Origin of the sequence: Parafilimonas sp., from assembly GCF_047606085.1 — a bacterium.
Classification (GTDB): Bacteria; Bacteroidota; Bacteroidia; order Chitinophagales; family Chitinophagaceae; genus Parafilimonas.
In genome coordinates this window covers 1-20,499 of the sequence record NZ_JASGEX010000227.1, presented here as the reverse complement: position 1 = coordinate 20,499, position 20,499 = coordinate 1, and the positions used below count along the sequence as shown (strand labels likewise).

The following is a 20,499-nucleotide window of genomic DNA, read 5'->3' as shown; positions in this document are numbered from 1 at the left end:
AATCATGTCATTCGCAGCACGCGTAGGAGATTTTCATGTATGCCCGATGGTTACAGGCACGGTGCCACACATTGGGGGAACTGTATTGCCGCCGGGTTGCCCCACGGTTTTAATCGGCGGTATGGCAGCAGCAAGGGTTGGTGACATGCTTACCTGTACCGGCCCGCCTGACAGTATAGTAAAAGGATCGGGAACGGTGATGATTGGAGGCGCGCCGGCGGCAAGGCTTGGTGATTCAACTGCACACGGCGGTACAATTCTGTTAGGATGTTTTACTGTATTAATAGGAGGATAGCATAATGAGCGCAGATAATTTTTTTTTAGGCAGGGGCTGGAGTTTTCCTCCTGTGTTTAACAGGGGGGAAGGCGTGCAAATGCTGGATGGCGAAGATGATATTCAAAGCAGTTTGAAAATATTGCTGAGCACGCATTTGGGCGAGCGCGTAATGCAACCGGAATATGGATGCAATACAGACGCTATGGTTTTTGAGCCCATCACCACCGGTTTTCAAACATATATGCAGAGCCAGATTAAAAATGCCATCCTTTTGTATGAACCGCGAATAGATCTTCAAACGGTTGACCTGCTTACGCAAAATGCTTCCAGTGGATTAATACTTATCTCTGTTGAATATGTTGTAAGAGCAACCAATTCAAGAAGCAATCTTGTTTATCCTTTTTATATAAATGAAGGAAATAATTTATAAACATGGACACCACTTTTTTATTAAATAATATCTTAAAAAGTGATGGTACTAACCAGGGCCAGCGCCTGCTGCATGCACTTAATCCTGCATCCATACTGGTTGATGAAAGAGGGATAAAAGAACTTTTAAACTATATATACCAGCTTTCCAGGCAAATAAATTATTTTAATGTTAATGACGAGGTTGATGGCGACTGGAGTGATTTTTTCAACTATTTTGTTGATGCAACTTATGATGAAATAACACTTTCAAGCGATGCCATCACATCTGCAATAAGCCAGAAGAATGATTTTGATCCGCACTTTGCGCTGCTGCTAACGTTCATTAAATTATTCAGCCACCTGCAGGATGATATAAATACTATATCCAAAAGGCGCCTTGATTTTTACCTGACAAAAGTGTTGCAACTGCAGCAAAAAGCTGCCGTTCCGGATAAAGTTAACCTTATACTGGAGCTTGCTAAAAATTTGCCAAACCATTTGGTGCCTGCCGGTACACAATTCAAGGCAAAAAATGCCGATGGTAAAACATTAATTTATCAAACTGATGATGAAATAGTTATCAACAAGGCGCAAATTGCCAGCCTGAAAAGCATGTTCCTGGATGCAAATGATAATTATAAAATATATACAGCGCCTGTTGCAAACTCCGCAGATGGAATGGGTAAACCTTTCACAGGCACAGGTAGCAAATGGAATGCTTTTGGTGAAAGCCAGCAAAACAAACCGGATAGCGAGCGCAATATGCAGGAGGCCGGTATAGGTTTCGCATTTTCGTCTCCAATGTTGTTGCTGGATGAAGGCTCGCGCGCATTAACGCTTACTATTAATTTTCTGGATACAGGTGAAGATTTGTTTGTTTCAGATATTACAAGTGGCGTGCTGTTATATATTACCGGTGAAAAGGGATGGATTACGCTTACATCCTGCTCAGCCGTTTTTCAAAACAAAACCCAGTTAACGATCAATGCTTCTTTATCTTCTGCAGAAGATGGTGTAGTGCCCTTCAGCCCTGCATTGCATAATGACAGTTTTAATACAGTATGGCCGGTTTTAAAAATTGTTCTTAAACCTGATGGCGTTCTTTACCAGGATTTGTACAATCTCCAGATCACTTCGGCTGATATAGCTATTGCTGTTACCGGGGTGAAGAATTTTACAGCCCAGACTGATCAGGCTGCCGTAGATATTACAAAGCCCTTTTTGCCATTCGGGCCTGCGCCAACCATTAATTCAGCGTTTTATTTGGGAAGCGCGGAGGTTTTTCAAAAGAAGCTTAAAAACTTTAGTCTGGATATTACATGGAATGGCGTTCCGCAGGCAGACCTTATTGATTATTATGGCGGATATAAGATTGTAAACCCTATGACAAACCTTGCATTTACAGCGCGCATCAGTTTGTTGTATAATGATAAATGGTTATTGTTTCAGCATCTTTTTGGGGGAGTTTACACACCAGATTATTCTCTTTTTCAGGCCATAGACGCTACGCAGCCAGGCCGTATTGAAATTTCACAGGCTGATTTTAATACAGTTGTAAGCCAGGTGCCGGAGGGTTATACAAGAAATACAGCACTTCAGCAAATAGCGCCGCTTGATAATAAAACGCACAATGGTTTTATCAGGCTTGAATTGTCTGGCCCGCTTACACCGTTCAAAGTGTTTGGGCATGCAGAATATCCATCTTTATATACAAACGCTGCCATCCTGCTTGCCACTAATCCCGGCACACCGCTGCCCAATACGCCTTACACGCCTTCAATAAAATCATTATCGCTTAATTATACATCAGAAGAAACGATTGATATAACAAACGTAAACAGCCCCGATCAATTCTTTCATGTAGGGCCATTCGGCACTGCGCCTGTTCAGGGTGAATCCAAATACTTATTGCCTCAATTTAGAAGTGAGGCATTATTGCCCGAACTGAAAGCTGACAGCCAGCTTTACCTGGGTAATTTTTTTATAGGGCTGAATAACCTGGTGCCTCCTCAAAATATCAGCATACAGTTTCAGATTGCAGAAGGCAGCGCAGGTACAGATGATATTATTGCCGATGATGATATTGAATGGAGCTATTTATCCAATAACACATGGAAACCTTTTGATGAATTAAATATTATTACAAATACAACACAGGGCCTGCAAACACCGGGCATTATTTCATTTGCAGTAGGCGCCGACGCAACCAATAATAATACATTAATGCCTGCGGGCTTATATTGGCTAAGAGGCAGCACGCCTCAGGATCCTGCCGGTATCAGCGAAATGATTGATATGCGCACGCAGGCAGTTGAGGCAAGCTTTGCGGGCGTTTCAGGAGCAGATCAAACTACAACACACACAGACGATATGCTGCTGGCTGCAAATTCCATTTCGGAACTGGTGGTTAAAGATTCCGCAGTTAAATCAATACAGCAACCTTACGAATCTTTTGCGGGCAAGCCGCAGGAAAGCGATACGGTTTTTTATGCAAGGGTGAGCGAAAGGCTGAAACATAAAAAACGCGCGTTATCTCTATGGGATTATGAACGACTAATACTGGACGAGTTTCCGGATATTTTTAAAGTAAAATGTTTAACGCATACAGATGCGCATACAGATTTACAACCGGGTTCCGTAAGGGCTGTTGTGGTGCCTGATCTCATTAATAAAAATTCTCCTAACCCGCTTGAGCCAAGGGTGAATGCGATTAAGCTCACAGACATTGAAAACTACATAAATAATTACCTGCCTGTATTTGTTGATTTTAAAGCGAATAACCCTGTATATGAACAATTGCTGGTTGATTGCAAAGTAGGTTTTATGCCGGGCAAAGATGCTGGTTATTATGGTAATTTATTAAACGAAGAAATTAAAGAATTTCTTTCTCCCTGGGCTTATGAAAAGGGACAGGATATAACATTTGGAGGCAAAGTTTTTAAATCTGACATCTTATTTTTTATAGAGAACAGAGACTATGTGGATTTTGTAAACGACTTTAAGCTATACCACATATTTGACGGCACTGATAGCACCGGACCGGGCATAGGCACAATGGCAATAGGCATAGATTTTATTATAGCCGGGCTGGTGCCTCCCGGTATAGATGAGATGATTATTGGTGCTGACTTTGTGGTAGGCGTTGACACAGAAGTAGCAGCAGCCGCTTTGCCGCAAAGCATACTTGTATCGGCAGATAACCACCGCATCACGGTGTTAAACAGCGGAGATTATCAATGTTCAGGCATTCAATATGAAGGGATTGATTTTATGTCGGTTGGAATAGATTTCATAGTTGCATGACCTTTAAAAAAAGATAGCTAAAGGAATTAATTTAATGAAAAACTGAACAATCATTGTAATAAAAATTTAATCACATATTTTAAAACATACGTTATGGCTCAGCAAAACAGGGTGAACCTGAAAAGTTTTTTTCAAACAGGTTTCAAGCCAACACAACAAAACTTTGCAGACCTTATTGATTCCTTTCCTAATAAAGATGATGATGGCATAAGTGCCGACGCTTCTAAAAATATTACGCTCAATAATGGCCTGACTATTGGGAACAGCAGCCTTGAAATACCCGGCTCAATCAGGTGGAACGGCACTACTTTTCAATTCAGGGATACTACAGGCTGGAAAGATATCGGTTCGGGTTCAGGCTCGCAATGGACAACAGTAGGTGCCGATATTAATCTTCTAACGGGCAATGCAGCCATTGGCTTACCGGCAGCAACCTCGCCTACTTACAAATTTGAGGTAAACCTTGGAGCCAGCGGCACCGTTGCAGACCAGGTACGGCTGGGTGCAGCCTCCTTTTTTATGACCAGCAGCGCTGCTTTTATGAGCCATATAAATTTTGCCAATGCCAACAGTTATGCGCTTTCTCACGATGCGTTGGGCAGGGTAACCCTTAACTGTGCATCAGGACAAAGAATTCAATTTCAGGAAAACAATGTACTAAAGGCCGCCATTGTGGGAGGGGCTCTTTGCATCAATGCAACCGCGGTACCGGCTAATTCAAATGCAACGCCAATATTATTGTTTGTTAATGGTGATGCCGCAAAGCCTGGCGGAGGCCAGTTTGTGAACCTGAGCTCAGATGAAAGAGTAAAATCAGATATTAAAGATTTTAATGACGGCCTTGCCAAATTAAAAAAACTAAAACCGGTAAACTATAAATACAATGGTAAAGCCGGTATAGTGCAGGGCAAAGAATATACAGGCCTTATTGCCCAGGATGTTCAAAAAATATTTCCGTATATGGTTGGAAATTTCAAGGCAAAAATGGAACCGGGCGATGAGCAGGAAACTGAGTTGTTGTCTTTAGATACCAGCGCTCTTACCTATGTAATGCTTAATGCTATAAAAGAATTAGATGCGAGGGTGCTTAAGCTTGAGAAGAAATAATTAAAATAATAGTAAACAAATAACAATATCAATGAAAGAGATAAGCCTTAGTTTAAAAATAGAAGAAATAAATCTCATCCTCACCGCTTTGGGCAACCTTCCGTTTATACAGGTGCACGAATTGTTTAACAAGATACAGGCGCAGGCCTCTGAACAGCTCGCGCCACAGGAAGCCGGTAAAAATGGAACAACGGCACAAGTGCCAAATTAAAATCATACATCCACACAGCATGGCAGATGTAAACGATACCAGCAGCATTTACAAAACAAGCCCGCCAAGCGTAAGCATGAACTATGCTGCATTGCGGGAAGAGGGGCTTGAGTACATTCAGCAAATAGCGCCAGGCACATGGACAGATCATAATATACATGACCCCGGGATTACCATCCTGGAAGCCTTATCTTATGCCATTACAGATTTAGGCGCGCGCGCCAATAAAAATATTGAAGACCTGCTGGCAACAGCCGGTAATTCGTCCGGTATTAAAGATTTTTTTCATGCGGAAGAAATATTGCCATCAGCTCCTGTTTCAATTACTGATTACAGAAAGCTTTTAATTGATCTTGATGTTATCCGCAATGCATGGTTATACAAAGCAACTTCATCTGAACAGAAAATTTATCTTGACAGAGACATTAATGCGCTTTCCTATACAAGCGGAGAAAATTTATCGCTGAATGGCCTGTATAATGTATTGCTTGAGTTTGAAGAAGATGAAACACTGGGCGATCTTAACAACAGCATTATTACCGCCGGTATTGATATTACGGTGGGCGCCGATACCATCAATCACACAATTGAAGTAGCCTTTCCTTTTTGGGATGAAATATCTTCTGCCTGGAAACAGGATATAACACTCAACAGCATCACGCTGCAGGACGTGCCGGGCATGCCGGCCGGTACAAAACTGCGGGAACTGCAAACAGGCATTGAACATGTATTTTTTGCGGTAATGAACATTGCTTATAACACCACAGAGGCCGACCAGATAGGCCTTACCATGCAGCTAACTTCAGTAATGCAGGATCCCGATACAGAATTGCCCCTTGTTGAAACCGCCATTGTAAATGCATTGCAGGATATTTCGGATACCGGGATAACCAAAGCGTATAACCTTAAGATTATTGGCGCCAATACAATTCTTAGCGCTGTGAAAAATCTCCTGTGCGACAACAGGAATTTAAGTGAAGATTTTTTTGCTTTCAATGCCACACGCACACAGGAGATAGGCGTAAAGGCTACTTTGCAATTTTCTTCTGATGCCAGTGTTGAACAAACCGTTGCTAATATTTTATTTCAGCTTGACCAGTTTTTCTCTCCGCCAACCCGTTTTTATTCACTTGAAGAAATGATGGCAATGGGCAAATCAATTGATGAAATATACAACGGCCCCCTGCTTGCAAACGGTTTTATTTTAGATGAAGACCTTGTTGAACTGAAGCGGGAAAATACCATATATACTTCAGACCTGGTGCGCATTATACTTGATCTTAACGGGGATGCCAATGTAACGCAGGCTAATTATACAGGCCAGAACAAAAAGATAATTTCCATACAGGATCTTACTATCACCAACTATATTAATAACCAGGTAATCAACACCAATGTGCGCAATTGCCTTAGCCTTACACTGATTGAGCTTTATAAACCAAAGCTTAGCGTTGGCAAGTCTGCATTAACGGTTATAAAAAACAATGTGCAGGTAAGTTATGACATGAGCCTTGTAACAAGTATTTTTAAAACTTTAAAAAATCAGCAGGCGCTTGCCAGTAAAACACCGGCCATATCATCTGTATTGCCGGTGGTGGCAGGAAATTTCCTGAACGTGGAAGCTTATGCATCTGTTCAAAATGATTTCCCGCAAACTTATGGCATCAGTTATGTGGGACTTCCTGATACATCATCTGACGAGCGTAAAGCGCAGGCAAACCAATTGAAAGGTTACCTCCTGCCATTTGAACAGTTAATGGCCGACTATCTCTCGCAATTGGCGCATATAAAACAGATATTTTCTATTGATGCAGATGTTAATGAAACTTATTTCTGGCAAACATTGGATGCCGTGCCCAATGTAGCCCCGCTTTTGGCAACTGGTTACGCTGCAGCTATTCCCACATTATTGCAGCAGCTTGAACAAACTGCTTCAGGAAGCCGGAGAAATAATTTTCTCGATCATTTATTGGGGCAGTTCGGTGAAGATTTTACAGAATTTGCTTTATTAATGTATAATAAGTATGGCGATGCGGCAACCAGCGAGCTCATTAATGATAAATCTTTATTCCTGAAAGAATACGCAACGCTCAGTTACAGCCGGGCAAAATCTTATAACTATAAAGGCCAGGCATGGAATACAGATAATGTGGCATTTCTTAAAAAAAGAATCTGCAGGCTGTTAGGCATAACAAACTATGATCAGCAAACCCTGTCAGGCGCCAATAATGAAGGGTTTCATATTGTTGAGCATATTTTATTAAGGCCAAAAATCAATGACACCCTGTCTGGTGCCATTGATGATTTTCTAAACGTTGACGTAGATAGCGATGGCAGTATAATTGAAGGGAAAAAAGACCCATATTCATTCAGGCTCACTTTTGTTTTCCCGAACTGGCCCGAACGGTTTACAGATACCGGCTTTAACAGGTACATAGAAAAAATAATTCAGCGTGAAACGCCTGCGCATATTCTTGCCGAAGTGCATTGGCTTGATGAACCAACTATGCAAACATTTGAAAATGCTTTTCAGGCATGGCTTACTGCTGTGGCAACACAAACAAATGATGCATTGATAACACCGGCGAAAAATGATCTTATAACTGTACTGAACAGCTTATAAACAAATTGTGCGGAAGAGCCAGAAACATATTATCAGGAAGCAGACAATTGCAATAGAAATGGCTTCGCCAAATGGCAGCGTTGCTGTGCAGGACGTTGTAAAAAATATTTATTACAATAAAATCCTTCCCCGGCTTGATATGCTGTTTTCTGGTCTTGTAACCGATGAAACGGTTATAAGAATAGGCAGGCTTGATATTGATGTAGGCAGTATTTCCAAAGATGGCATGGAAGATGAACTGGCAGTAAGGGCTATTGCCATTATACAAAAACAACTGGAGCAAAAATTAAAGTTTGATGTAAATAGTGCAAATGATGTGGAAGCTGTTTCCGTTCATCAATCTGCAATTGATGAACTGATGTATTTTTTGCAGCATGGATATTTCTCCTGGCGCAACCAGGCAAAAAATATCAGGCTTACAGAAGATGCTGTTATGGCAGAGGATATACCAGCCCGAATATTTCGTGAAAGGCTGATCCGCGCCTTTAAAAAAACGCCGGCGGCAGTGGATAGGTTGGTGTTTCAATGCGCTGATAAGTTTCTGCATTTTTTAATCAGCAATGTATCGCCTGGTTTTGATTCAGAAGTTTTTTTAGCATCAGTTAAAACAAATTTTATCAGCGATGATCCAGGCAAAAATGCCGTTTTGATAAGAAATCATTTTTGGAAAACCGTTTTTACAAACATCCAGCTCTCACATAATAATCTTGAACAGGAATGTTTGTTCAGCAGTTTAAAATTTGCTGCTGCAGTTCAAAAGACCGGCATCATAAAATTGCTGAAAACAATAAATGCAGCAAATTTTCCGGAAAAGGTTTTTGCAACACTGAAGCAGGTCATCACTCAAAAAATTAAACGAAAAGATAGTGAGCGTCAGGCTGTGGCAAGTGAAGAAAATAAGCTTCCGGATACCGATACGTTTATTGAACATATAGAGGCAGAAAATACAGATGCGTCAAAAAAAAATATTCAGGCATCATATCCGGCAAACAATGATGTTTCGATTAATAACAGCACGTTAACCAATGAAACGATTAATGATATTTTAGCTGATACAGAAGAAGATTACCTGTACAATTTGGAGGAAGCTGCTGAACCAATATATGTTCAGTTAGCAGGAATTGTGCTGCTGCATAATTTTTTAAATCCCTTTTTCGAAGCACTTGGCCTCATAAAAGATAAAAAATTTACAAACGAAACAGCTTTGCACAAGGCTGTATTGCTAACCGGTTATCTGGCCACAGAAACAGTGATGGGGGAGGAAAGCGATCTTGTATTGCCAAAATTGCTTTGTGGCATGCAGTTATCAGATGCTGTGGATAACAGCGTAGAAATATCAGAAGAAGAGCAGCTTGAAGCAGAGACGCTGTTAAAACAGGTTATTGCATATTGGCCTGCGGTAAAAAACACGTCGCCGGAAGGATTGCGGAACAGTTTTTTAAAACGCGAAGGAAAACTTGCAAGGGCCGGCCTGGGGTGGCAGCTTGATATTGAAAATAAAACCTGGGATATTTTATTGTCAAAATTACCGTGGGGTTATTCGCTGATCAGGCTTCCGTGGATGAAAGAATTTTTATTTGTAAACTGGGCTTAACCACCAGCAATATTTCCTTTTATACACTTTATAAATAAACACGTATATGAAAACACCAGATCAATTCTCACAAAAAGTAAAGAACAAAACTTTATTAAAACATCACATAATAAAGTTTGCAGCATTTCTTTCAACCATTCTGTTTATTTTTTGCCATGCCCCAAAGGCTGCTGCTCAAATTACCATTACCACAACTCCTGCTGATATTTCTTCAGCTATTGTGGGCAACTCTTACAATGCTGTTATAAGCGCAACTGCTGCCAATGGCAATCCTGTTACTTTAGCAGTATCGCCTAATATAGATGCGGGCAGCGGGTTAAGTTTTGCCGATCCAAACCCCGCAGCAGGAACACCTTTGAATTTAGCGGGCGCCAATCCCGTTGCAGGGAGCTGGAGTTTTTCTGTTATAGCAACGGCTACTGGTGAAGCCGCAGTGGGACAGGATTTTACGATAAACGTGCGAAAACCCATTGACCTGATGCTTGTGCTTGATAAATCAGGCAGCATGACGAGCATCGTTACCGGCGGAAGCCAATCCCGCTGGGATGCACTGAAAAGTGGCGTGGGCCTTTTTTTCAGTAATTACCAGCCAAGCCTCACTGCATCCAATGATGCAGCAGGGGATCAGTTAGGTATTCGCATGTTTAGCACCACCGATGGCCCTCCCGTAAATGCACCTTTCAATGTTAATCAATTCGTGCCTGTAACAAGAACGGCTAATCTTGCCACCATTTTAGATGGCGACGCACCGGGTGGCAATACGGCAATGGGTCCGGCAGTTTTATCAGCAAGAAACTTTTTATTCCCCGGCGGCGCAGATAATGGCCATAGAAAAGCCATGCTGGTGTTTACAGATGGGGAACAAAATATGCCGCCGGATGTTGTGGCATCGCCGGGGTCCAATCCCACCGTTTCAGGAACAGATGTTACCAATGGCGATAAAATACAGATACACGCTATCGGGTTAGGTGTGGCTGGCTCTGCCACACAAACTTTGTACAACATGGCTCATGAAAGCGGTGTAGCGCCGCATATTGGTATCTCCAATATTGCAGATGGCGCAGCGGCAACGCCACCTGTTCTTAACCTGTCTTCTTATTTAGTGTCTATCAGCAATCAACTGTATGCAGGTTCTACCCCGCAATATGTTGATGTAAAACGCAGCAATCTTAAACCACTGGGAACATATTATGCAACCGTGGATTCTTTTATGGTAAGCAAGCGCATTAACCAGGTTTTCATAAACTTTATGTGCGCTGTAAGAAATGAAGCGAGAGTAAGCAGTATAACCAAGGATGGTTACTCGCTGTACCTGTACGATACCTCAATCGTAAAAATAAAAAGCGGCCCCGGCTGGCAAACATTTATTATTAATGTATCAAATATTAAAAAGAAAAACCCTTCATTCGTTTCTGAAGGCTACTGGAAAATTGCAGCTATTGCGGGCACACAATCTGCAGCCCCTTACATAATGTCGCTTACCGTTGATGATCATAATTCTGAAATGATCGGCACCACCACGCAAACAAAAGAGTTGGTGGTGGGCGATAACCTGCCTTTAAGCATTGATTTTACCAAACAGGGAAAACCAATTACAAACGCAACAGCATTAGCTGTAATTGGAATTCCGGGGGAAGACCTCGGCGATGTGCTGGCAAGAAATGGAAATAACATTAAAATAAGCAGTGATTCTGATGCGGATAATCCCGGCACGCAAAAGCTGTTTGAATTATTGAAAGATTCAGATTTTGTAAAAAGGCTGATTGACAGCAATCATGCTGTTACACTAACTTATGATGCCGCACAGAAAAAATATGTTGGCCAGTTTAATCATCTTGATGTGTCAGGCGTGTACCAGGTTGCTTATATTATTTCGGCAAACGATACAAGTTTGGGTGAGATAAAGAGGTATTCGGAAGAAAGCGTGTATATACGTTTTCCTGAAGTGAACCTGGATAGCTCGGCCATTAATTTAACTGCTACAGCAACAGGTGGCACACTTGTTTTCAGGCCGATAGGTATTAATGGAAAATATATAGGGCCCGGCTGGGCCAGCGCAATAAAAATTGATGGATCGCCAGATACCAAACTAACAAATATTGCAGATAACGGAGACGGAAGCTATACCCTTGCAATTGAGGGAAGCCTCACAGATGATGTTACGGTTTCAATTGGCACTGCAAAAATTTATACCGGGAAACTTCAGGATATAGGCAAGCCCCAGGAGGGCGGAAGCGAAATATGGAAACAATGGTGGTTCTGGCTGATATTAGCGATTATTCTTTTAATCATTGCCATAGCGTCAGGAAAAAAGAAGCCTTAACAAGCCGTGCTTAAAATAGTAAGCCAGATATCATCCTGCCCAGGCTGTGTTGTGTCTTTGGGTATAACACAGCTTTTCCGGGTTGGGTTTACACAAATAATCTTATAAAATACGAACTATGCCAGGCTCATCTTTTGCAATGAAAAAAAATCAATCTGAAAAAGATAATGCCGTATATGCCCGGCAACCTGCTTTTTTTAAGTCTTTTGTTCAGCCCAAACTAAGCATCAATTCACCCAATGATATGTATGAGCAGGAAGCCGATGCCGTTGCAGACAGGGTAATGCGCATGCCTGATGCTTCAATTAATAATAATAATTCATTCTTCAAACCGGCTATTATATCCATACAACGTAAATGTGCACATTGCGAAGAGGAAGAAAAAAAGATGCAGCGGAAGGAGGAGAACGGTAACGGTCATGCTGCCAATGCATCAACTGAAAATTATATCGGCACATTAAACGGAAAAGGAAAATCATTAACGCAAAGTGAAAGAAGTTTTTTTGAGCCGCGAATGGGTTATGATTTTTCTAATGTTCAGCTTCATACAAATGCGGAAGCAAATCAATCTGCAAAAGATATTAACGCCCTGGCGTACACGCATGGCAACCATATTGTATTTGGATCTGGCCGGTACCAGCCGGGCACAGAAAGTGGCAAACGATTAATGGCGCATGAGTTAACCCATGTGGTGCAGCAGGACAAAAACATCCAGGCAAAAAAAATTCAACGCGTAACAGATGCAGATGTTGAAAGCGGAACGGGGGTTGACCAGGGTATTACAAATGGCACTATGGTACAGGATGGCATAATGGGACAGTCGTTTAATATTAGTTGCGGGTTTAAGAACTATACTGCCAGTTTTAAGTTTGCCAAAGCGTATAAAGGAACATACCCGTACAAGGCAGGCGGGCGTGATGTAAAAGGCGTTTATGTAAAAATAGAAATGTCAATTACCGATAATCGCTACTGTGGCAGGTGCACGCCTATGCTTGCCCTGCAGGTTTTGAGAAATACAAAAAAGAACAGCACCGGCAATCTTGAGGCACAGGATCCGCAGGATGCTACAAGAAGGGAAAGATCCGGATGGGGCAATGCAAGTGCACCATCCCGCGGATGGAGGGTTGATACCTTAACAACATCTGTAAATCCTTATTACAGTTCTACATGGGTAGGGCAGGAAGGCTCTGAAACAACGCCGGCAATAATATGGGATACACCAGGCGATTGGTCAACAGATAAAGACATAGGAAAAGATTTTAATTCATCAATCATTTGCCAGAATGCTGCCGGTGGCAGATGGCCTGTTGGTTATGTTCATTGGGGTTATTATATAAACAGCAGCGGAGATATTGCTTTTGAGCCTGCAACGCCGGATGCTGCCTGCGGATATTCCACCCAAACAAAGGATGCTTCTGAAAGATGGGATAATATAGCAGGCAATACAAAAACGGGTATTACTTATTAAGTTGTTTGATGCTTTATGACTGGCATTTACGATAAGTTACAACTTGCTGTAAAGTATAATATGGCTCCTGATGATGTAAAAATCCTGGTGGGCTATAATTGTATTATTGATACAAAAAATGAAAAAGATAAATATGCATTAATGATGGCTGATATCAGGTTAAATGAAAGCTCAGCCATTAATATGGATGATATAAGAAATGCCACACGTGTTATTTATTGGAGAATAAACGATAAGGATGATAGTATAGCCGGCCTTGCCTGGATCAGCGGGGAAGCGCATAGTTTTTCAGGAAAGGTCTTAACACCTTAGTTAAATAACCCCGGCTGGTAATGTGCACGATATGGTTTTTTAAAATAAAGGGTATAGAATGTTAAACAATCTTTCAAAAGATGGCAATCATACAGATAAAACATCCTTACATACAGGAAGCGTTTCAGCAATACAGCCACTATTCTTTCAGCCAAAGCTTTCCATTAATCAACCCAATGATGTGTATGAACAGGAAGCTGATGCAGTAGCAGATAAGGTAATGCGCATGCCTGATCCATCAATCAATAATAGTTCTTTTTTTCGGCCAGCCATTACGTCTATGCAACGCAAATGTGCGCATTGTGAAGAAGAGGAAAAGAAGATGCATCGGAAAGAAGCAGTAACATATATACAAAGGCAGGATGAAGCACCAGCCGGGACAACAGCACCCGCTACTACCCAGGACTTTACATTACAGGTACCATCTTTATTGCAACCAATTGCCGGGCTTGACTATTTATCTATGCGCCAGCCTTTTATTAACAGGAATATATTTCATTTATGGGACCCAAATTCTGCGCTGCAGGTGTGGCAGTATAATTTTGATTTTTTTAAACGGCTGGGTGTTTCGCCTGGCTTGTCAACTACGCTGGCCAACCTGACCACGCCACGTTTTATAGATTCCCAGTTAAAGGCCAATAACCCAACATGGTGGGAGGTAACGGACCGTGAATTAAATACTTCTACCCTGAGTTTATCTCTTCTTGTTTTACAGTTCAATGCCGATTTTTCACCCGTAGCGCCAACCTGGTGGCAAAGCATTTTTGGGGAAGGAACCAGGGTGCAGCGTACATGCGCCCACTGTGAAGAAGAGGAAAAGAAAATGCAGCGGAAAGAAGGCAATGATATTGAAACAACAGCAACTCCTGAAACAGAACATTATATTAATTCCCTTTCAGGGGGGAAGCCATTAGCTGAAAAAGAGAGAAGTTTTTTTGAACCGAGAATGGGTTATGATTTCGGCGATGTAAAAATTCATACAGACACAGCGTCGGTAAAATCAGCTCAATCAGTAAATGCTTTGGCTTATACAACAGGTAATAATATTGTTTTTAATGAAGGACAATTTAATCCGGAAACTGACAGCGGCAAAAGATTATTGGGGCATGAATTAGTTCACGTAATGCAGCAAAGTCATGATGATAATAACTTAAGAAAGAAAGAAAAAGAAAAAGAAACCAAAGCAGTAAAAATTCAATGGCAGGGAACTGTAGCTGCATCATTATATTATTTTATAAGGCCTGTTTGTAAAAATGAAGAGGAAGCAAGACAAATAGTTAGCAACCTTCTGTTAAATAATTCTTTTGTTTATCTGCTTAATAACGGAAATGATGTTTCGCTGAAAGATTTTGAGCTCGTAGAGAATTTTGAAAAAACAAAAACCATAAATATATATGAAGGCGCCCTGCAAATAATAATTGATGCAACCGGCCATAAAACAAAAGATGAATTTTTTAAAACATTAGAAGCCAATAAAGCGGTTGACCAAAAAGTCAGCCAGCTTATTAAAGACCTAAAGGCAGAGGGGCTGGATATACCTTACGAAAATTCATGGCTGGATAATTTTATTAAAGGCCTTGGTCAATCTGCACTTTCGTCAAAGCTTTCAGAAGCATACAATAAAATAAAGGATAATGCAACCTCGTGGGAAAACGGCCCGGCTTTTTACACTGGAATAAACGTTGGCTTTCCTGCCGGTGTTGCAGAAGACCTTTGGGAAAATATAAAAGGAATTTTTTTACTGGCCTGGCAGCTTATAAAAGCGCAGTTTGAAATAACTACCGATCCGTTAGGGTTCTATAATAAAATGAAAGAAGAGCTAACAAATTTATGGAATGTAATAAACGCTGATCCTGCTCAATTGGGGCTTTTGGCAGGCAATGCTTTATCTGATAAGGTTGACAAGGATTTTGTTAAGGTGAAACCATTCAATCAGGGTTTTGCACTGGGGGAAATAGTTGGAAAAATTGCTACGGAGATTGCGCTGTTGTTTGTTGGTGTAGAAGAAGTATCAGCTTTAGCCAAGGCGGCAGAGGGCACTAAAATAGGAGAATTAATAATTAAAGGAATAAAAGAATCTGAAACTATTGGAAAAGTTGGCGAACTGCTGAAGGGTAAAAAAGGAGCTGAAGTGGCAGAAGAGGCATCGAAAGGCTTAACTGATGCACAAAAATTGGAAGAAACGATAAAGCTTGCACAAAAAGCAGGTGATGAGTCAAGGCCATCTCAGGAATTGATAAAACTGGAACAGGGCATGCTGGAAGAAAAAATAAAAGACCCCGCCAATATAAAGTTATCAGGTGATGATAATTTGCCGGAAATAGAGGTAGGTGATCATACATATAAGCGCAACGCTAAAGATCAATGGTGCCGGTTTTCAACAGAAAATTGCGACATAGCGCTAAGCCCTGCCGTAAAAGAAGCAATGGATAAAGCTGCTGCAAAAAAGACCATAGTAGTTTTTGATGATGTAATGAAAAATGAATTGATTAATTTTTGGACACAGCAAAAGAAATTGACCACAGACAGCAGTAAAATAAAATTATACAACCGGTATATTGAAAAAATAAAAAAAGGTGAAAGGCCAAGCTGGTCACAATCGGAAAAAGAAATGGAAATGTTTTATGCACAAATAGGCGGTACAAAACAAAATGCTTACATCCACGGCCATTCAACAGGTATGAACACTGCCGGCCACGTAAGGCCGGATCTTACCATCAGCACAACTGCGGTTGAAGTGAAAAATTATAAAATCGAAAACAAAAATGGCCTTATAAGCAAATTAACTGAGCAGATTAAAAAAAGAGCAAGCATGGAAGGCTTGCCTTATGATATACGGCAACAGGCAATAATTATTGATTTGAGAGGACAAACCATTGCAAGCAGTGAGGTAATTGATCTTACTATTGAAATACAGAAAAAAACAGGCGTGCCTTTTGAAAACATACAGGTATTACAGTGGTAATCTAAAACAGATACCATAGAATACAATAGCATGCCTGTCAATCTTCCGAATAATCATGCACATATTTCCATCTCTCCGGCGAAGGCAAACATTCGCGCCATACCGAATTGATGGTTTTTACGGGATGCAGTATATAGCCGGCAGTCATTAATGCGAATGACTGGTAAATATCAGAGATCCAGTGTTTCCATCGTTCATCATTACTGTAAGGATGCTTTGCGATAGCGTTAGTCCTGGCGGCAAAAACGCCACCCTGGATATGAACGCGCGGTAAATGATGCGAAAAGCCCATGTCTGTTGGATTGCAGCTTGGATACAATGAGCCAGCCATTGCAATTTTTGGATTTTGAGTAAGGGGATTGATAAGATCATCAATCCATGTTGCATCATACATGCGACCGTGATTGGAACAGATGTAAATAAAATAAGGATGTTTACATAAGGAAACAGCTATATTCATAGCAGGCCCATACATAATATTATTACCAGGCCATGCATAGCTGTATTCAACATTCTCTTCCTTTGAAAAATCGGGTTGCTGCTTTTTATCTTCATCGCTGTTATCAATAAATATCAGTTGAAATTTCCATGATGGATGCGCCCGCAAGGTGGGCAGTACATCGCGTTGCATGCGCGTGCAAAACCTTTCCGCATTGTTGTGCGGTATCAGGATAATACCAATGCCCGGCTCATTTTCTTTTAACGGCGATTGCATAAATATCGTTAGGGTTTGTAATGGTATCAATCATAAAAAATTCAAATATCGAAAGCCAGCCTTCCAGCATATCATAATGCACATTGTGATAATATTCGCCTTCATATAAATTCGGCCCCCCATCCACGCAGGAATGTGTGGCCCTTCCTTTTCCGGCGGCTGTAATTAAAAACACGCCGCCACGATCCAATATATCAAAAGCAGTCTGGCAAATCTCTTTGCCTTCATCGGTATGCTCCAGTGTTTCGCAGCACACAACCGTATCATATTTTTCTTTCGGCTTTGGCCGCCATGTTGCTGCATTACCCACAACATCCACATTAATGCCTTCCCGCACATCAACGCCAATATATTTTTCGGCATCTTTAAACAATGGCCTTACGAGGCCATTGTGCGCATGAGCATGGTTATCCCAAATTACTGTTCTGCTGCCCAGTTCACAAACTCTTTTCCTGGGCGGCAATCTTTTTACAGCCCATTCAATAAAATAATAAGCGCCTGCATGCATAAACTTTTGTTTTAAATGATGAATTAAATTTTTTTAATCTAAAGAATTCCCAGTGGGCTTGCCCCTGGGTAGTTCATTCTTTAACGTATTATGCTATTAAACTATCATTGACACGATAGGAGAAATCTCTACTTTATTTTGAATTTATAACTGTGTAGAGATGTCTCGTTACCTCAATATGACGTGCTAAGAACATTATTTAACAGGTACTCCTTAAAACTTTAATAGCACAACAGGTTTACTCTTTAATTTTTTTTATAACCATCAAACTGTTTATGCAATCAACCTTTACGTATTTATCACTTTGCAATAATTCATTTACGAATGTTTTTACACCGGGAAAATAATCGGCATAGTCATGAAACATTATATACGCATCTTTAATTAAATAACTGGTAAACTGGTTAAAATCGTTTGACACATTTTTATAATCATGCAACCCGTCAATAAACAGTATCGAAACAGGCTTCACCCATTTTATATTGCAGGCACGATCCTGAATTGCTTCAACAATTTCTGTTATAGCCGCATCTTCCATGTTTTTCTTAAAGCTGTTATAGGAAGGTGGGTAGGTAAAAACTGCATGGCCTTCTGCGCCTTGTTTTCCATCATGCGGATCAATAGAAAATATCCTGCTTCCCGGTGAATAATATTTCAGTAAACTCCCAAAAAGCACCGTTGACTTGCCATGAAAACACCCAACCTCTGTAATAGTTATAGGTTGTTTAAACTGCGTAACGGCTTTAATAGTTGTGGCAATCATTAAATCCGCTTCCTCATCTGTAAGCCAGCCTTCTATTTTTCTTATTTTATGTATTAATGGCAATAGAGGTAATACTTCTTTTGTTGCCGGCTGTTCATCTTTCATTTCAATCGTATAATCATTACAATGATCCCTTATCTTTTTTCGCAGTGCATCATCATATTCCCTTTTAACCGGGTGCATCCAAAAAACGTTTGGCTGCTTCCATGCGCTATCCGCATCTTCCACAGAAAACTCTTTTTGATACTTCACATATTCATAGTTGCACGGGTTTATTGCTATGTTATATCCCAAAAGCGCGGTAAGCGTTGGTAGTATAACTTCTTCGGTTGCCCATATTTTTGTCCGGCGCAGTATTGATTGCAGTGTTTTATCTTCTTTAAACAGTTTAATAAGGTCTTTGGACGCTGATGAAGAAAAAACGCAGGATGGCCAGAATGTCCAGTGAACAAACCTGCTTTCGCCGTCTTTAAATTTTTGCAGCAGGGGCTTCCACAGGTCATATTCTTTAAACGCCTGTATGGCCGGCCAAACTTCGGTATTCAAATCCCTGCTGGTTAAACGTTGCGGTTTGTTTGAGAGCATGCCCACATTGTTACTGAATACAGAAGATGCTTTAAGATAAGCGGAATAATTTTTTTTCAGCATCAGCTGGTCTGAATCCACCATGGTGATCGAATCAAATTCAAAATTATGCAAAGCGTATTCCATGCAATGCAATGCAAAATTGTGCAGGTAGCCATGCTGGGCCAAAGCGGGTTTTGGATGAATAAGCGCATTGTATTTTTCAAAATGAAAACTACCTTCAAACAATCTTTTATCGCCGCCGCCATTATACAGGATTATGGTGGATGAAGGATCGTTATGGTGCAGGTTTTTTACAAGGTCAACCACACATTCCTTGCTGTTGTGCACAAGGCAGGCAAATACATTCTTTAATGAACCGTTTTGAATATCCTGCTGTGCACCGTTATTTTGAACAAAAGTTTTCTTTGCCTTATCATGCCCGTTCTTATATAAGTGCCAGTCATGCTTCATTATTTTTTGCAGTTCCTCTACGGGATAGCTTTGCCACCAGGCGCCTGTGGTTTTTTTAGGGCTTACATTGTTCCCGTGAATGATATGCACAGCCATGTTTGAATTGCTTAACGCTTTAACACGCCCCGGCGCTGTTGCCCAAACAAAAAGCCCGTCCATGCCCACATTTATATCTGCAAAGCGGTTATTGTGCCACAGTGTCTTTTTATAACATAAGGAGCTTCCCAATAACCACATACGCTGATTGGCCGGATAGATATAACGATAGCCGAGGTTTTTATGCATGTCGTAATACAACAGGTTGTTGATGCCGCACACATCAATTTTTGGATCATTCAATGCCTCCACCTGGTATTGCAGCCTCGATGGCGCATACCAGTCATCATCATCCCAATTGGCAATTATATCGCCTGTTGCATAATTACAGGCCAGGTTTAATTTAGCGCCAAGTGTTAATTTCCTGTTTAGCTTAAAATACCTGATAGAACTGTGGGGCGGAACCAGGTCTTCAATCATATCGCTGCCATCATCAATAATTATTAATTCTTTATTGGCATAATCCTGCCGCAAAAAATATTCAACGGCATGAGGCACAAACCTTCTCCTGTTATAAGTGGGCATAATGCAGGAAACAAGCGGCAGCCCGGTTGTGTTTTTCAATAAGTCAGCATGCACGATCTTATCATTTTAAATGATGATCAAAAAAATAAAAAATGTTTACGGGGAATTAAGAGGCGATGCTTTTCGCTGTCTTAGAAGCTGTCTAAAAACGCTTCAGCATAATTCGTATAGCGGCTAAATGTACCATGGCTACTCCTGTGTCATTCAATCTTTCATAATGCTTAGATGTTCTTCTGTTGGTATCTATCCAGGCAAATGTT

14 protein-coding genes are annotated in these 20,499 nt (G+C 40.9%); 11 read left to right on the top strand and 3 right to left on the bottom strand.

All coding sequences use genetic code 11. The annotated features are described in order from the left end of the window. Positions 1–4 precede the first annotated feature (4 nt). The 11 genes from QM629_RS20110 (at position 5) to QM629_RS20060 (ending at position 16,594) form a co-directional block, all read left to right on the top strand. Entirely contained in the window at positions 5–295 is a 291-nt protein-coding gene (locus QM629_RS20110; RefSeq protein WP_415161700.1) for a PAAR domain-containing protein, read from the top strand. A gap of 4 nt (positions 296–299) precedes the next feature. Further along, positions 300–707 (top strand): GPW/gp25 family protein, encoded by a 408-nt coding sequence (locus tag QM629_RS20105; protein ID WP_415161699.1) that lies wholly within the window; start codon positions 300–302, stop codon positions 705–707. A 2-nt stretch (positions 708–709) separates the two neighbouring features. After that, a complete protein-coding gene (locus QM629_RS20100) occupies positions 710–3,991 on the top strand; it encodes a hypothetical protein (RefSeq protein ID WP_415161698.1) in 3,282 nt (1,093 codons plus the stop codon). Positions 3,992–4,084: 93 nt separating this feature from the next. After that, positions 4,085–5,098 (top strand): tail fiber domain-containing protein, encoded by a 1,014-nt coding sequence (locus tag QM629_RS20095; protein WP_415161697.1) that lies wholly within the window; start codon positions 4,085–4,087, stop codon positions 5,096–5,098. A gap of 31 nt (positions 5,099–5,129) precedes the next feature. Beyond that, positions 5,130–5,309: a hypothetical protein gene (locus tag QM629_RS20090; RefSeq protein WP_415161696.1), complete on the top strand. Its 180-nt coding sequence runs from the start codon at positions 5,130–5,132 to the stop codon at positions 5,307–5,309. Positions 5,310–5,328: 19 nt separating this feature from the next. Continuing rightward, positions 5,329–7,932, top strand: a complete 2,604-nt coding sequence (locus tag QM629_RS20085; RefSeq protein ID WP_415161695.1) for a hypothetical protein — start codon at positions 5,329–5,331, stop codon at positions 7,930–7,932. A gap of 7 nt (positions 7,933–7,939) precedes the next feature. Continuing rightward, complete coding sequence (locus QM629_RS20080) at positions 7,940–9,526, top strand: contractile injection system tape measure protein (RefSeq protein ID WP_415161694.1); 1,587 nt, start codon at positions 7,940–7,942, stop codon at positions 9,524–9,526. 46 nt (positions 9,527–9,572) lie between these two features. Further along, the gene (locus QM629_RS20075; protein WP_415161693.1) at positions 9,573–11,849 is read left to right on the top strand and encodes a vWA domain-containing protein; all 2,277 of its coding nucleotides are present in this window, start codon (positions 9,573–9,575) and stop codon (positions 11,847–11,849) included. Between the two features lie 139 nt (positions 11,850–11,988). Continuing rightward, positions 11,989–13,317, top strand: coding sequence for a DUF4157 domain-containing protein (locus tag QM629_RS20070; protein ID WP_415161692.1), 1,329 nt, complete (start codon positions 11,989–11,991; stop codon positions 13,315–13,317). A gap of 15 nt (positions 13,318–13,332) precedes the next feature. Beyond that, a complete protein-coding gene (locus QM629_RS20065; RefSeq protein ID WP_415161691.1) occupies positions 13,333–13,629 on the top strand; it encodes a hypothetical protein in 297 nt (98 codons plus the stop codon). 58 nt (positions 13,630–13,687) lie between these two features. After that, complete coding sequence (locus tag QM629_RS20060) at positions 13,688–16,594, top strand: DUF4157 domain-containing protein (RefSeq protein ID WP_415161690.1); 2,907 nt, start codon at positions 13,688–13,690, stop codon at positions 16,592–16,594. A 37-nt stretch (positions 16,595–16,631) separates the two neighbouring features. On the opposite strand, the gene QM629_RS20055 is transcribed toward QM629_RS20060, so the two are convergent. From QM629_RS20055 to QM629_RS20045, 3 genes are all read right to left on the bottom strand, one after another. Then, positions 16,632–17,309 (bottom strand): hypothetical protein, encoded by a 678-nt coding sequence (locus QM629_RS20055; RefSeq protein ID WP_415161689.1) that lies wholly within the window; start codon positions 17,307–17,309, stop codon positions 16,632–16,634. Next, the gene (locus tag QM629_RS20050; protein WP_415161688.1) at positions 17,284–17,817 is read right to left on the bottom strand and encodes a methyltransferase domain-containing protein; all 534 of its coding nucleotides are present in this window, start codon (positions 17,815–17,817) and stop codon (positions 17,284–17,286) included. The genes QM629_RS20055 and QM629_RS20050 overlap by 26 nt, the downstream gene beginning before the upstream one ends. 238 nt (positions 17,818–18,055) lie before the next feature. Continuing rightward, positions 18,056–20,293 (bottom strand): glycosyltransferase, encoded by a 2,238-nt coding sequence (locus tag QM629_RS20045; protein ID WP_415161687.1) that lies wholly within the window; start codon positions 20,291–20,293, stop codon positions 18,056–18,058. Positions 20,294–20,499 lie beyond the last annotated feature (206 nt).